11 protein-coding genes are annotated in these 14,179 nt (G+C 38.5%); 3 read left to right on the forward strand and 8 right to left on the reverse strand.

Going from position 1 to position 14,179, the window contains the following annotated elements:
• Positions 1 to 86: 86 nt before the first annotated feature.
• Positions 87 to 1,253 carry an acyl-CoA dehydrogenase family protein gene (locus IQI_RS19665; RefSeq protein WP_064094355.1) on the reverse strand — a complete coding sequence of 389 codons (1,167 nt, stop codon included), beginning with the start codon at positions 1,251 to 1,253 and terminating at the stop codon, positions 87 to 89.
• A gap of 181 nt (positions 1,254 to 1,434) precedes the next feature.
• Between IQI_RS19665 and IQI_RS19670 the strand changes: the two genes are divergently transcribed.
• Positions 1,435 to 1,935: a hypothetical protein gene (locus IQI_RS19670; RefSeq protein ID WP_064094356.1), complete on the forward strand. Its 501-nt coding sequence runs from the start codon at positions 1,435 to 1,437 to the stop codon at positions 1,933 to 1,935.
• A 13-nt stretch (positions 1,936 to 1,948) separates the two neighbouring features.
• On the opposite strand, the gene IQI_RS19675 is transcribed toward IQI_RS19670, so the two are convergent.
• The gene (locus IQI_RS19675; protein WP_408007954.1) at positions 1,949 to 3,355 is read right to left on the reverse strand and encodes an alanine/glycine:cation symporter family protein; all 1,407 of its coding nucleotides are present in this window, start codon (positions 3,353 to 3,355) and stop codon (positions 1,949 to 1,951) included.
• Between the two features lie 224 nt (positions 3,356 to 3,579).
• Between IQI_RS19675 and IQI_RS19680 the strand changes: the two genes are divergently transcribed.
• The gene (locus tag IQI_RS19680) at positions 3,580 to 3,828 is read left to right on the forward strand and encodes an alpha/beta-type small acid-soluble spore protein (RefSeq protein WP_064094358.1); all 249 of its coding nucleotides are present in this window, start codon (positions 3,580 to 3,582) and stop codon (positions 3,826 to 3,828) included.
• A 264-nt stretch (positions 3,829 to 4,092) separates the two neighbouring features.
• Here IQI_RS19680 and IQI_RS19685 read toward each other — a convergent pair whose 3' ends face one another.
• Both IQI_RS19685 and IQI_RS19690 read right to left on the reverse strand, forming a co-directional pair.
• Positions 4,093 to 4,602, reverse strand: a complete 510-nt coding sequence (locus IQI_RS19685; protein ID WP_082892807.1) for a DUF421 domain-containing protein — start codon at positions 4,600 to 4,602, stop codon at positions 4,093 to 4,095.
• Positions 4,603 to 4,662: 60 nt separating this feature from the next.
• Positions 4,663 to 5,304 (reverse strand): uracil-DNA glycosylase, encoded by a 642-nt coding sequence (locus tag IQI_RS19690; protein WP_064094360.1) that lies wholly within the window; start codon positions 5,302 to 5,304, stop codon positions 4,663 to 4,665.
• A gap of 85 nt (positions 5,305 to 5,389) precedes the next feature.
• Between IQI_RS19690 and IQI_RS19695 the strand changes: the two genes are divergently transcribed.
• Positions 5,390 to 5,812 (forward strand): pyridoxamine 5'-phosphate oxidase family protein, encoded by a 423-nt coding sequence (locus IQI_RS19695; RefSeq protein WP_064094361.1) that lies wholly within the window; start codon positions 5,390 to 5,392, stop codon positions 5,810 to 5,812.
• 378 nt (positions 5,813 to 6,190) lie between these two features.
• On the opposite strand, the gene IQI_RS19700 is transcribed toward IQI_RS19695, so the two are convergent.
• From IQI_RS19700 to IQI_RS19715, 4 genes are all read right to left on the reverse strand, one after another.
• The gene (locus IQI_RS19700) at positions 6,191 to 7,972 is read right to left on the reverse strand and encodes an ABC transporter ATP-binding protein (protein ID WP_064094362.1); all 1,782 of its coding nucleotides are present in this window, start codon (positions 7,970 to 7,972) and stop codon (positions 6,191 to 6,193) included.
• A complete protein-coding gene (locus tag IQI_RS19705) occupies positions 7,941 to 9,653 on the reverse strand; it encodes an ABC transporter ATP-binding protein (protein ID WP_064094475.1) in 1,713 nt (570 codons plus the stop codon). The genes IQI_RS19700 and IQI_RS19705 overlap by 32 nt, the downstream gene beginning before the upstream one ends.
• Positions 9,654 to 9,845: 192 nt before the next feature.
• Complete coding sequence (locus IQI_RS19710; RefSeq protein ID WP_064094363.1) at positions 9,846 to 11,417, reverse strand: mechanosensitive ion channel; 1,572 nt, start codon at positions 11,415 to 11,417, stop codon at positions 9,846 to 9,848.
• 497 nt (positions 11,418 to 11,914) lie between these two features.
• Entirely contained in the window at positions 11,915 to 14,095 is a 2,181-nt protein-coding gene (locus IQI_RS19715) for a beta-propeller domain-containing protein (RefSeq protein ID WP_064094364.1), read from the reverse strand.
• Positions 14,096 to 14,179: the final 84 nt, after the last annotated feature.

Genomic DNA, 14,179 nt, shown 5'->3' on the forward strand with positions numbered 1-14,179 from the left:
GTGAGCCTCCTTCTTGCACATACTTGATGACAGAGTTATTAACCGAATACATGTTAAATAACAACATTTTTTGCGAAAAGAGCCATTTATTTTAAAGCATTCTTAGCCAACATACCAATAACCATATCATCCATAGGAGGGTTATGAAGTCCAGCTCTCACATCACGATAGAAGCGTTGCATAGGATTTGACTTAAATAAACTTCTTGCTCCAACAATTCTCATGGCTGTATCTACTATATGAAAAGCACTATTCGTTACGATATGTTTCACTGCTGATAGTTCAGCTGCCATATCCTTTCTCTTATGAGGTTCCTTCACCCATTTATCGGCGACAGAATAGAGAACCTGTCTTGCTTTGAAGAGTTCTAACTCAATTTCTCCAATTTTCCTCTGTACTTCTGGAACATCCTTAATTGGTCCAGGTAAGCTATTAGGGGAATATTCCTTGGCGAATTCAATTGCATAGTTCCTTGCAGCAATAGCTACGCCTATATAGCAGGCAGGTATATGGAGCAGCCATGCTTTAGGGAGATGATTGGTCCCCCTTGGATTTACACTGTCTCGCTCCACTAATGACGAATGTGACAGCTCTACACCTTCAAGGATGAGATCATCACTTCCAGTCCCCTTCATGGAGATAGAGTCCCATGTTTCTTCTATTCTGACACCGTCTTTTTTATGATCAACTAAAAAGAAACCTTTTTCGTCTGTTTCACCAATTCTTGTCGATACTAAAGAATAGTCCAATGCTTGAGCCATGGAGGTAAAGGTTTTACGGCCATTTAATATCCAGCCGGTTTTTGTTTCTATTGCTTTCGTTTCAGGAAGACCTCCCCTGGTTGGACTACCAGTTGCAGGTTCTGTGGCTGCTCGATTGATCAGCGCTTTATGCTGAACAATTTCTTCACAAAGCCCTTTAAAAACATCTTCTTTCCAAGGCCGATTTTCCGTTAATTCCATTAATCCTCCAAGATGCCACCCAATCGATAATGCAGTTGCCGCATCTCCGGTAGCTAAGCGTTCTTGAACCATCACAAGTTCATATAAACTAATTTCGTCTCCCCCGTACTCTTTTGGCAACGTTAATTTTGTGTAATCTTTCCTCTGCAAATCAGTAAAGTTTTCAAACGGAAAAGCATCTTCCCGATCATAGCTTTCAGCCCGTTTCGAAAACGTATCGCCTAATTCTCCGGCTAATTCAATTAGCTTCCTTTGTCGGTCATTCTGAATAAATGTTTCATATATATCCAATTTTTACGCCTCCTCCTTTTACCTCTTGCTCTTATATTAGTCAATTTATGATGTCAGTTCAAAGATATTGTCTACTAATCCTATCTGAATTAAAAATAATCAATTATCCGTATATTTTCACTCATTTAAACCATTCTAAAGACTAGATATATTCTACTGAAAGCTAATTGGAGGAATAAGGATGAAGAAGAACAAAAGTAAAATCTACATACTAATCATCATGCTTATATCTTGGTTATCTTTATTATTCGTCGGAAAAGAAAACATTAAAAAATATTTACCTGCCTCGATATTCATGTCATCTCTTGTATTTGCTGAAAATATCTTAGCAGAAAAAATAAAGTGGTGGACGATTCCTGTTAAACTGGTTCCTAATGTAAATGGCATCCTTCCATTCGTTTTAGGTTCATTTCTAACAGGCTCCATTTGGATATTGAAATTAACCTATCGGAATTTTTATTTATACTTAATCGTCAATATTGTGGTCGACTCCCTTTTTACCTATCCATTTTATACTTTATTTAGACGCCTTGGTGTTTGGAGGCTGATTCGCTTATCTCAATTTCAATTGTCCCTCCTGTTCTTTTATAAATCCTTGCTTATGTATGCCTTTCAGCGATATATCGTAGAGCCACTGAGAGATCGGGATAATGAAAAAAGACCTGTTACTGACATTCAGTAACAGGTCTTCTTAATTAAGATATGTTTTCTTTATCCGTTATATATTCTTGCTCCCAATACTCTGCATTCTTGATTCCCAGCTTTGTAGAGTTAAACACAGGGTCAAGACCTTGCTTCTTCTGCTCTTCGTAATCTTTAAGAGCCCGTAATGCCGGTTTTGCGAGTATGAGAATGGCAATAAGGTTAAGCCATACCATGATTCCAAGACCAATATCCCCAAGGGCCCATGCTAGTGCCGCTTCTCTTACAGCACCGTAAAATGTAGCTCCAAGAAGAATTACCTTTAATATAATCATAGCTACCTTTGTATTTTTCCCTCGTAATAAATAGGCTACATTCGTTTCAGCCATGTAATAGTAAGCCATAATCGTTGTAAAGGCAAAGAAGAAAAGAGCAACAGCTACAAAGGAAGCACCGAATCCAGGAATAACCGATTCAATCGCTGCTTGTGTGTAGCCAGGACCTGCTTCTATTCCTTCTAAATTATTTGCAAGCATTGTGCCATCTGGCCCTTCCGTATTGAATGATCCTGTAAATAAAATCATAAAGGCCGTAGCCGAACAAACTAAGATAGTATCAATGTATACTGAAAACGCTTGAACAAGCCCTTGCTTTGCTGGGTGGGAAACCTCAGCTGCCGCAGCAGCATGTGGCCCTGTACCTTGACCTGCTTCATTGGAATAGATTCCTCGTTTTACTCCCCATGATACTGCCATACCGATGATTCCACCAAAAGCTGAATCAATTCCGAATGCACTTTTGAAAATAAGAGCAAAAACAGCTGGAATTTCCGTAATATTCATCCCTACAATAACAAGGGATAGAAGGATATAGGCAACGGCCATAAATGGTACTACGTAAGATGCCACTCCAGCAATACGTTTAACCCCACCGAAAATGATGACCCCAATTAATACAACTAGTCCAATTCCTGTTATGGTTGTGTTCAGACCAAATGCATTTTCCAGACCAAGTGCAATAGAGTTCGATTGAATCCCCGGCATTAGGATACTCATAGCCAGTAAGGTAGCGAATGAGAATAGAACGGCATACCATTTCCAGCCAATTCCTTTTTCTATGTAGTAGGCTGGTCCCCCACGGTATTCACCATCCTGCTTTACTTTATAAATCTGAGCAAGAGTTGATTCGATAAATGCACTACTGGCACCAATAAAGGCGATTGTCCACATCCAGAAAACAGCTCCCGGACCTCCAAAGGCAATGGCTGTTGCCGTACCTGCGATGTTCCCTGTTCCAACACGACCAGATAAAGAAAGGGCCAAGGCCTGGAAAGAAGAAACCCCTGCTTCTGAGCTGCCACCCTTAAACATTTGGACAACCATGTCCTTAATAAGACGAACTTGTAAAAACCTTGTTAAAATAGAAAATAATAAGCCCACACCTAAACAAAAATAAATCATGACAGGAGACCACAATATTCCTACTAACCATCCAATAAAATCTTCCACCGCATTTCCCCCTTTTTCGTAAAAAATTATCTAACTATTAAGAATTATATTTTATTTGACACAATTTAGACAATCTTTTTTTACGACTTTTTTCAAAAACAGACAAAAAACGGTGTAGAATCAGTAATTTTATTAAAAAGTTTTTTGGACACCCTAAGAAAAAGGAGGCAATCTATATGTCAAAAAGAAAAATTCTTGTTCCTGAAGCTCGAGATGCTATGGATCAATTAAAAGCAAAGGTTTCAGGTACGTTGGATCCAAAAGAAGCTAAATATGAAGTGGCAAGAGAACAGGGGATTCCTTTAGAAAGGGGCTATAATGGTAAACTAACCTCTCTTCAAGCCGGAAAAGTCGGTGGAAAACTAGGAGGAAATATGGTGAAGGAATTAGTCAGAATGGCACAGGAAAATCTAAATAAACAATAGTGCATAAAAAAATCCCTGAAGCCGAATTGGCCACATGGGATTTTGTTGGTATGGTGGTTATGTTCACAATTTGGCACAATTATGACTCAAAGTGGCACAATTATGGACGTTTCTGGCCCAATTCCAATTGAAAGTGGCCCAATTGTGCGAGTTCTTGCGCAATCCATATCATTTTATAAATAAATGTGTGAAAATGCACCGAGAATGTGCGAAACCAAGCTATAAATGTGCGAAATTGTGAAACGCTCACCCATTTTCACCCAACTAATAACCCGTTACATGCTTCATCACTTCTTCATCATCTTCCTTTTCTTTTCCAATAACAGACATGCCTCCATCCGCTTCAAGAATGACCATATTCACGTCCTTCAAGGAGCCGTATCCTGCGTCGCGTACTGCTTGAAGTACTTCCATTTCAGCAATTCTTTCTTTTTTCATCATCTCTCGAATATAGTCGTCTCGATAAAACAGCAGAGTTGGTGAAGATTTCACTAACCGATCAATCAGATGTGAACGAACAGACAGCCAGGCTACGACATACTGCATCACAATTAAAACCAGATAGGCTGTAATACCTTCCAACAAGGGAACTTTTTTATTTAAGAGAATAATCCCCAGTACAGATCCTATTCCCACAGTCACCACTAAATCGAAGGCATTCATCTTTGAAAGGGTCCGCTTTCCTGATATGCGTAAAAGGACTACAAGAGAAAGATAGGCCAACACCCCCACTACTATGATTCGGTAAATTCCATACCATGTTCCAAAAAACATCATTTATCACCTTTCACTCATTTTTTTCATGTGATTCCCCTTCTATATACACCTAAAACGTTATTTTTCAGCTAAAATCTTTTTTAATATATCAAGATCACTGTACATTTTCTTTAAAAGTGTTCGGTTATAAAATATTGACGCAGGATGAAAGGTTGGAAAAATGGCGTATTCTTCCTTTGAGGTGACCCATTCATTGGTATCAAGACTCATTAATCTTCTTATAGGAGAGTGAAGAAGTTGTCCATGAACCTTGGATATAGTGTATTTTTTACCTAATAATCTTTGTAATCCTATATTTCCTAATGTCACAAGTTGCTTTGGCTTAATATGCTCCATCTCATAATCCAATATAGGTGCATGAGCAATCTGCTCTTTCATTGTAGGAGCTCTATTTTTATGTCCAACCTTTTTATATGGTCTACTTCTTACTGAGGAGGTAAAATAGACGTCCTCTCTTGATACACCGAGATACTCAAGGCATTCATTTAATACCTTCCCGGCTCTTCCGCTAAAGGGAATTCCATTGTGAATCTCCGTTTCTCCAGGGGCTTCACCTACAACCATAAGTGTTGGATTCACAGGACCCCTTCCATAGACAAACCCTTCACACGGATAGGGTTCCATTCTTTTTTTACATAACTCAACTAATTCATCAGGTATCACATTCTTCCTCCTTCCTGTTATCTTCGTTATACCCATAGATGAAGTGTTTGAACACATTCCTATGTTTATTCCAGGGCTGCAGAAGGAATAGTATGGATACATAAAAAAGGAGATGATTTGATTGTCAACAGCAGAAATAAAACAACAGATTCTTGGTGTTCTTGAAGAGAGTAAAGTCGGAACGTTAGCCACTGTAAAAAATAATAAACCTCACTCACGTTACATGACGTATTATCATGACGATCTCACTCTTTACACACCAACTAGTAAAGATACTCATAAAACAGATGAAATAGACGATAATCCTAATGTCCACATACTTCTTGGATATGAAGGAAGGGGATACGGTGATACATTTGTTGAAATTGAAGGAAAGGCATCCATTGAAGACTCTTCAGAATATAAGGAAAAGCTATGGAACGAGCATTTAAAGAAATGGTTCGAGGGACCAAATGACCCGAATTATATCGTTTTAAAGATTGAACCTACTCTCATTCGCTTAATGAATGATGATGAAGGCTCACCACATACATTAGAATTATAAGTTGACAATACTTTATTAACATGGTATATTTTTTTATTGTAAACTTGTAACATACATTAAAACGATGAATTAGATAAATTGTAATTCTAATACGTTTTGATTTAACAACTTATTCACACTGGATCGGCTTCGGAGCCGTTAGGATGTAAGAGAGGTAGGGCTTACGTCGTTTAGGTATATCAAACGACTCAAGGAATTGCCCGCGGCTGTTTATTATCTACAAACATTAAGATATAAATATATTTACTTGTGATGTTGCAAGTTACAGTAAATGCCTTATTCCGATTAAGGCAAATAACTAGAGGGATTACTAACGGGATGATTAGCCCTCTACTGATAGAAAACACCTCAAAAGGGTTACCCTTTTGAGGTGTTTTTTTAACTGCTTGCCTTTAATTGACTCTGATACAGCCCATGATAAAATCCTTGTTTTTCTAATAGCTGTTCATGGGTTCCACTTTCAATGATTTCTCCCCCATCAAGAACTAAAATTTGATCGGCCTGAAGAATGGTATTCAAACGATGGGCCACTACAATACTTGTTCTACCTTCCATTAACCGCTTAAGAGCTTCTTGAATCTTCAATTCTGTAATGGTGTCAATGCTACTGGTCGCTTCGTCTAAAATAAGAATAGATGGATTGGATAGAATCGCTCGAGCAATGGATAGAAGTTGCTTTTGTCCTTGGCTAATCCCGCTTCCATCCTGCCTTAAAAGCGTAGCGTAACCCTCTGGCATTTTTTCAATAAAGGAATGGGCATTTGCCAATTTTGCTGCTTCTATTACTTCTTCATCACTAGCATCTAATCGACCATAGCGAATATTTTCCAAAATCGTTTCTTGAAATAGGAAGCTGTCCTGAAGAACAAAGCCCATCTGCTGGCGAAGACTATTTCTTTTTATCGATCGAATATCCTGATGATCGATGAGAACCATCCCTTTATCATGTTCATAGAATCGAGTAAGCAGATTCGTGATAGTGGTTTTACCTGCTCCTGTTGGACCTACCAAGGCAACGGTTTCACCTGGTGTAATGGAAAACGAGACATCCACCAACGTTTGAGCTTCTTTTCCGTAAGAAAAGGAAACGTTTTGAAAATCAACTTCTCCACGAATCTCATCAATCTCAACAGCATGTTTCTCGTCCTTCGCTTCTTCCTCTTCATCTAAAATTTGAAACACGCGCTCTGCACCAGCAATAGCTGACAACATTGTATTGTACTGATTGGCTAGTTCATTTAACGGTCTAGTAAATTGACGGGAGTATTCAGCAAAAATGACAATGACCCCAATCGTGATCATATCATTTAATACAAAAATCCCACCTACTCCTGCTATAATGGCAAAGCTTAGATTATTCAACACATTCATCAGCTTTGGAATAAACCCGGAATACGTATCTGCCCAATAAGCCGATGTTCTCAGCCTGCGATTTTTACCATCAAAATCCTTCATAGCTGTTTCTTCTCTAGAGAATGTTTTGATGATGCTATGTCCTGAAATGGTTTCCTCAATATAGCCGTTTAATTCACCTATATTTTGTTGATATTCCTTAAATAAGCGTCCTGTTCGTTTCGTAATCCACTTCATTCCAAGAACCATTAAAGGAACAATGGTTAATGTAATAAGCGTTAGAAGTGGGCTCAGCCACAGCATAATGGAGACGGTTCCTACTAATGTGAGTATGCTTGCAATGATTTGAATAAAGGAGCTATTCAACGTATTGCTTACATTATCAATATCATTCGTGACGCGGCTCATGAGCTCTCCATGCTTCCTTTTATCAAAAAAGGGAATTGACAATAAGTGCAATTGGTGAAAAAGATCCCGTCTCAAACGGTAAACGGTATCTTGAGCTACGCCAATCATCCAAAAGTTTTGAAACCAGACGGAAAGAGAATGAAAAATGTACACGACTATTAAAGCAATAATCAATTCCAACAATCCGGATGTATTCTTCGTTACAATATATTCATCAATGGCTTTCCCAACTAAAAACGGACCAAGAAGAGCAGCTCCCGAGCTGATAATCACCATTAAAATAACGAGATATAAAATACCTTTTCGATTCGAAAGGTAATCCCATAACCTGCGGAGTGTCCCTTTGACATCTTTCGCCTTATCCTTTTCACCTAATTTCTTTCGAATGTGCCTGGACATAATGTATTTCCTCCTCTCCAAATTGAGAATGAAAAATACGACGGTACAAGGAAGATTCTTTTATAAGAGATTCATGTGACCCATTGCCAATAAGAACGCCATCTTCAAGAAGTAAAATACAATCAGATTCCATGGCGGTACTAATTTTCTGCGTAATAATGAGAGTAGTGCAATTGTAATTCTTTAATGCCTTAAGAAGCTTCCCTTCTGTTTTCAAATCCAAAGCACTTGTACTGTCATCTAATAAAAGAATTTTCGGCTTACGAATGAGTGCTCTCGCAATGGATAATCGTTGTTTTTGGCCACCGGACAGGTTGATTCCTTTTTGACCAAGTACCGTGTCGAAGCCTTCTTGTAAATTCTCAATCGTTTCATAAATTTGAGCGTCTTTTACTGCCTGAATCATGTCTTCTTCTGTCGCTTCTTCTTTTCCCCATAAAAGATTCTCTTTTACAGACCCTGAGAACAGGATTGCTTCTTGAGGAACATATCCGATACTCTTTCGCAGATTCTTAAGAAGCATGGATCCAATCGGTAAGCCATCTATCTGTATTTCTCCTTCAGAAGCATCATAGAGTCTTGGAATAAGTTGAAAGAGGGAGGATTTCCCTGATCCCGTTGCTCCAAGAATCGAAACGGTTTGTCCTGGTTCAATTTTAAAAGAGAGATTGTGAAGGACCTTCTCTTTTGTATTCGGGTACTGAAAAGAGACAGAATGAAACGAGATTTCTCCTTTTTCGATGCTATTTTCAGCCTTAACATCATCTCCATCCTTTAAATCAACCTCTGTATGTAACACCTCATCCACTCTTTGGGCAGATGCTCTTGCTCTAGAAAAACTAGTAATAATAAATGAGAAGATGGAAAAAACAGAAGATATCCGTGTCACATAGGTAACAATCGCTACTACCTCTCCTACTTTCGCTCCCCCGGTTGTCACCTCCACACTTCCAAACCACAATACAAACAGAATTGCCATGTTCATCATCAGCATTAAGAGTGGCATGATAATTTCCATGAATCGAAGGGCACTCATCGTTCGCTCTTTCAAGTCTTCACTCGCTGTGTGAAATCGATTTTCTTCAAATTTCCCGCGAGTATAAGCTTTGATTAACCTCATGCCCCCGAGATTTTCTTTCATTACTTCATTTACTCGGTCTAAACGTCCTTGAACCCGTTCAAAGAGCTTCCATCCACGTTTTAATACCCACAGTAAAAACAACCACACAACTGGAATAACGAACAATAAGATGATGGCTAGACGAGCATTAACGATCAATGCCATGATCGTCGACCCGATAACAAGCAGTGGTGCTCTCAGCATAATACGTAAACTCATAAATATCGTATTTTGAAGCTGCCTCACGTCGTTTGTCAATCTTGTAATTAACGACGAAGTTGGTAGCTTATTGAAGCTCTCAAAGGAAAAAGACTGAATTTTTTGGTATAAGCTTCCCCGAACATCGTATCCAAATCCTTGACTCGTATGGGCAGCAAAGAAGGAATTTGTTATACCGGAAATAAAAGCAAGAATGGACATTCCAACCATTATGCCACCCCAAGTCAAGACAAGGTCCATATCCTCTTTTAATACTCCGTCATCGATAATTTTCGCCATAAACAACGGATTCAAAAGCTCGACAGCGAGCTCCACAAGCATTAAACTCCATGCTACTCCCATCGCCCATCGATAGGGCTTTAGATAGCTTATTACCCTCAAAAGAAACACCCCTTCAAAATTCCTCACCCAATGAATATATGTATTATCATATCGTTTTTTTATGTTGGTTGGTAGGTACTAGTATGCATTATGAAATTCTACATGCTAAAACGACCTATTCCATTTGGAACAGGCCGTTTAGCGAATAATTTTTTATTGATTATGCGGTGGAGTGAAATCATTCCCTCCGTTATTTGGCTTTCTTTTCTCTTCTTCAATTTTCCGATCAAGCTTAGATAAATATTTTTGAGCAAACTCTTTTCCACCCAATCCAAAGGCTAGTCCAAAGGCAAGTGCTAACCCGCCAAGAATAAGCATGAAGGCGATATTCACAATTGAATCTGCTACCTTTAACTGATCTAACGCCATAAAGAAACTTAAGGCGATAATGGCATATTTAGTGATGGTTCCCAGTACTTGAAAGTGATCACTTAATACATTCGACATGATGGTCTTCACTAAGTTACCTAGATATAATCCCGCTCCGATAATAATAATAGCGGCTAGAACGTGTGGCAAATATGCAAGAATACCCGTCGCCAGGACAACAAGAAAATCTAAATGAACGATTTCAAGCGCTTCAACAGTAAATAAGAAGACAATGATAATTTGAACGATTTTCCCCACAAGGCCGGAAAGATTCATATACGTTTTTCTTGTTGGATCATAAGGATGTTCCGTTGTGGTCAATCGTCCAATTCCCATATTTCGTAGGAGTGAATTAAATCCAACTCGATTAAGCAAACGGGATACCATGGCTCCGACCCACTTACCGACCCAGATACCTACCAGGATCAACAGGATGGCAATGGCGATGTTCGGTAACATAATAAGAACTTGATTCAGCATATTGATGGCTGGCTCTGAAATACCTCTAATATCTAATTGATCCAGTGCAGAAATCGTAACTGGAATCATGATTAATACAAAGACAATTGTTCCAATCACTGATGAAACAGTAGTCCCTTGAAATAGCTTACTAATACCAAATCGCTCTGCTACTCTTTCCGTTCCAATGGCAGATAAGAAATTGGTTACAATATCTCGAACAATTTTCGCTACAAACCATCCAACAAGTAAAATGATAGCAGCAGCAAATAGTTTTGGAATAAAGACTAAGAAGCTTTGCAGCATTTCTGTGAAAGGACCAGAAACACCTGTAATATTCAGAGCTGCCAGAACACCTGGCAAGAATATGAGAAGGACTAAATAAAAGACAATTCGTGCTGCTGTATACACATAGCGATGGACATCATTCTCATCCTTCGCTACGTTCGATTTCATCAGCATATTCTTTATTGGTGCTCTCATACCTAATTTCTCAATCAACACCTTTAGCAGAGAAGCTACAATCCATGCAAATAATAAGATAAGTGCTGCTTTTAATACATTAGGAATCGCCGCCGCCATCGTACTTAGCATTCCAACTAGTGGAGAAGCAATAAATGTTAGGTCGAGCATATTGAAAAAGGCAATAAACACAAATACTAATAGAATAAAATAAACAATCTTACTAATCACCTTTTCAGAAGTCCACTTTCGTTCTCCTACTCTACTTCCAAAATAGAGCTTATCATCAATTTTCACTCGCTTTAAAATGCCGTACACTGCTTTCTCAATCGCTTTTGCTATGATCCAACCAATCAATAAAACCAGTAAAGCTAGTAAAAGATCCGGAAGCTTACCTAAATATGAATACCATTCTTGTGTAATTCCATTGTTCATTCGACGTTCTCCCTTCATTATCTCAATTATGTAAAGCTAATACTTATCTACCCATTGGACCGTTTTCAAAACCTTGTGACAATTAAAAAAACACCCCCAAAAACCGTGATGGTCTTGAGGGTTGTTTTTAATCTATGCTGTTTTCTAAAAGAATGTTGCTATTTCAGAAAAGAGAGTAATAGTTGATGTCCGCTTCAGGATGCTCGCTTTCCGCAGGATGGGCGGTGAGTCTCCTCGGCTGCGCCTGTGGGGTCTCAATTGTCTAGCTCCGGCGACTAGCCACTCGAAAGGTCAAAAGCGCCTTCTTAGGCCCATTTAGCTTATGCTTGTCTGGATTCTGTTTTGTATCAATTGTTTTGTCACTATTTAACTCTGTCACTCACCATCTTGCACATACTGGTTGACAGATATATTAGTAGAACTCATGTTAGAAAACACCAATCTTTGCTCTACGAAAGACTCTTTTCACAATAAAGCAACATTCTTCAAGAAAGAACCTAATTAATTATAATAGAACTTTCTTTTGTGAAGTTATCTAATGAGTAAGCATTTATTCTACTATTAGAAAGGGTATACAGGTGATTTTCAATATAGAGAAGTCGTTGAATCTGGTGTTCCCATAGCTCATAGGGTTCAAAACTGTCTTCCGGGAGATCTTTTAGTTTTGCTTTTAAGACAATCCCCTTTTCTGGTGTGATTTCATATACTAAGGCTCCCTGGTAATCAAAGATTTGTTCGAATTGACTTCCTTCTTTGTTTTGATAAACGGAGATTGGAAAGCCGTATAGGTTTCTTGAAGGTTCATGAAACAAAGCCTTATGATCGTCTAAAAGGTAGGAGTGTGTGCCCGATCCCCCAATGATTTCCGTGTGAGATTCCTGTGGATTTTGAAAATCAGTAATATCAAATAAAGAGATTTTCATCCCATTTCTTATGATACGAGGCTCTTGATTAAATTCTTTATTATCATCCATAATCTTTGTATCGAATCCAAAACCAATTAAATGATTCTCATCGATAGGATGAAGGTATGTGCTAAAACCAGGGATTTTCAACTCCCCTAACACTTGAGGCTTCGCCGGGTCCGATGTATCAATTACGAAAAGAGGGTCTACTTGCTTAAAGGTCACCATGTATGCTTTGTCCCCCATAAATCTAGCAGAATATATCCTCTCTCCCTTAGCCAAATCCGTCACTTCGCCAACATGCTTCATGTTTTTATCTAAAATGTATAGGGCATTGGAAGAAGGTGTGTCATCATTCCATACTTCGCCTTTCGTTGTTACAATCCTGAAATACCCTTCATGTTCATCCATGGAAAATTGATTCAATGCCCTGCCTTCTACTTCACCGGAAGCTCTGAATGTAATGGACGAATCGTTCACAGCAAACTTATAAATTTCAGTATTCGCTGTGTTCCAGTCCGTTCTATCATCTTCTTCATACTTTTCAACAGCTACATAAAGATTTTCCTTCGACATATAAATCTGATGGCCACTTCCTAAATACGATTGGACATTCAATGAGGCTTGGGGATTCTCCATATTCAAATTAGAAATCAACGTATAATTAGGCTGTAAAGATTGAGGGAAATACTTTATATTCTCTACAGGAATCGGAGTATACTTTTCATTTTTAAGGCTATCGGATACACGAGGCCTTAAATCAACATCCTTCTGATCTTCAGCCATCCAATAGTTTGGATAGAAATTAGAAATGAAATAGACAGTAGAATCAATTTTTCTAGCCGTAACATATTGACCTTCAAGCTCTACTTTTCTAAGGAGAGCAGGTTTCTCTTTGTCTGAAATATTGTACAAAAGGGCAACCGTCGTTCCTTCCACCAGCATACTGGAGGAGGCCATATTCTCTTTATATTGAGGAGGGGACCAGCTATTTCCGATCACTAAAATCCTGTCTCCCTGTATAAAAAGGTGTTGGGGCTGCACATTTCCTTTAAAGGAAACGGTACTGACGACCTTCATTTCTTTTGCTGGATTGGCTTTTGTAATCAATAGCTGTTGATTGGCTACCTGGTAAATATAGTTTCCATCGGTTTTCACCATATCCCCCTCGTCAACACCCTGGACTTGGTTGTTTGTTTCAGAGTGATTAGAGCTGGACTTCTCCGATTCTCCAGAGGCTGTATCGTTCGATGATTCCTCTTCCATGCCCTTTGAAAAACCAAAAAGGGGATGTTTTTGATTTTCTTTTTGCTTTTTCATAATCTTTTTGAAGTACTGTGTAAGTTCTTCTTTAGATTGAATACTTGGTAATTGTGAGGTTACCGTATACGTAATTTCCGTATCTCCTTTATAAGAGAAACCCCACTTCGTCTTTACGTTGGGAGAAATATGAAGTGTATAATATTGAGGTTCAGTAGAGTATCCATTGGGAGGTGCTTGAATTTGAATAGACCTTTGATCATCACTTACCTTTAAGGTGACATCCACTTTCTTTCCATTCGAATCTTTAACATAAATATTGTCTGAGTTGACGGTATCCTCTTGAATTGAATTGGAAAATTGAAGATTCCATGTTTTGTTTTCCATCACAAGAATATTTTCTTCCAGCATTCCTTCTGCCTTTACCACTGGCCTTTGTTGATAGAGCACAAATGCGAGAGCAAAGAACAAAACAATGCCTGCAATACTGAGTAAATATGATTTTTTACTCATGTTTCATCCTCCTAAAAACGTTATTTGTAAATTAGACGTACGGATAGGAGAAAAGTTACAAAAACCGTTTGCCAAGTAGCAAAC

It is taken from the genome of Rossellomorea aquimaris TF-12, assembly GCF_001648555.1.
GTDB lineage: Bacteria > Bacillota > Bacilli > Bacillales > Bacillaceae_B > Rossellomorea > Rossellomorea aquimaris.

What these genes read in the sequence shown, in the direction of transcription:
- IQI_RS19670 (WP_064094356.1), top strand. Translation starts at nt 1,435, where the DNA reads ATGAAGAAGAACAAAAGTAAAATCTACATACTAATCATCATGCTTATA.
- IQI_RS19675 (WP_408007954.1), bottom strand. Translation starts at nt 3,355, where the DNA reads ATGATTTATTTTTGTTTAGGTGTGGGCTTATTATTTTCTATTTTAACA.
- IQI_RS19680 (WP_064094358.1), top strand. Translation starts at nt 3,580, where the DNA reads ATGTCAAAAAGAAAAATTCTTGTTCCTGAAGCTCGAGATGCTATGGAT.
- IQI_RS19685 (WP_082892807.1), bottom strand. Translation starts at nt 4,602, where the DNA reads ATGTTTTTTGGAACATGGTATGGAATTTACCGAATCATAGTAGTGGGG.
- IQI_RS19690 (WP_064094360.1), bottom strand. Translation starts at nt 5,304, where the DNA reads ATGGGTATAACGAAGATAACAGGAAGGAGGAAGAATGTGATACCTGAT.
- IQI_RS19700 (WP_064094362.1), bottom strand. Translation starts at nt 7,972, where the DNA reads ATGTCCAGGCACATTCGAAAGAAATTAGGTGAAAAGGATAAGGCGAAA.
- IQI_RS19705 (WP_064094475.1), bottom strand. Translation starts at nt 9,653, where the DNA reads ATGGGAGTAGCATGGAGTTTAATGCTTGTGGAGCTCGCTGTCGAGCTT.
- IQI_RS19710 (WP_064094363.1), bottom strand. Translation starts at nt 11,417, where the DNA reads ATGAACAATGGAATTACACAAGAATGGTATTCATATTTAGGTAAGCTT.
- IQI_RS19715 (WP_064094364.1), bottom strand. Translation starts at nt 14,095, where the DNA reads ATGAGTAAAAAATCATATTTACTCAGTATTGCAGGCATTGTTTTGTTC.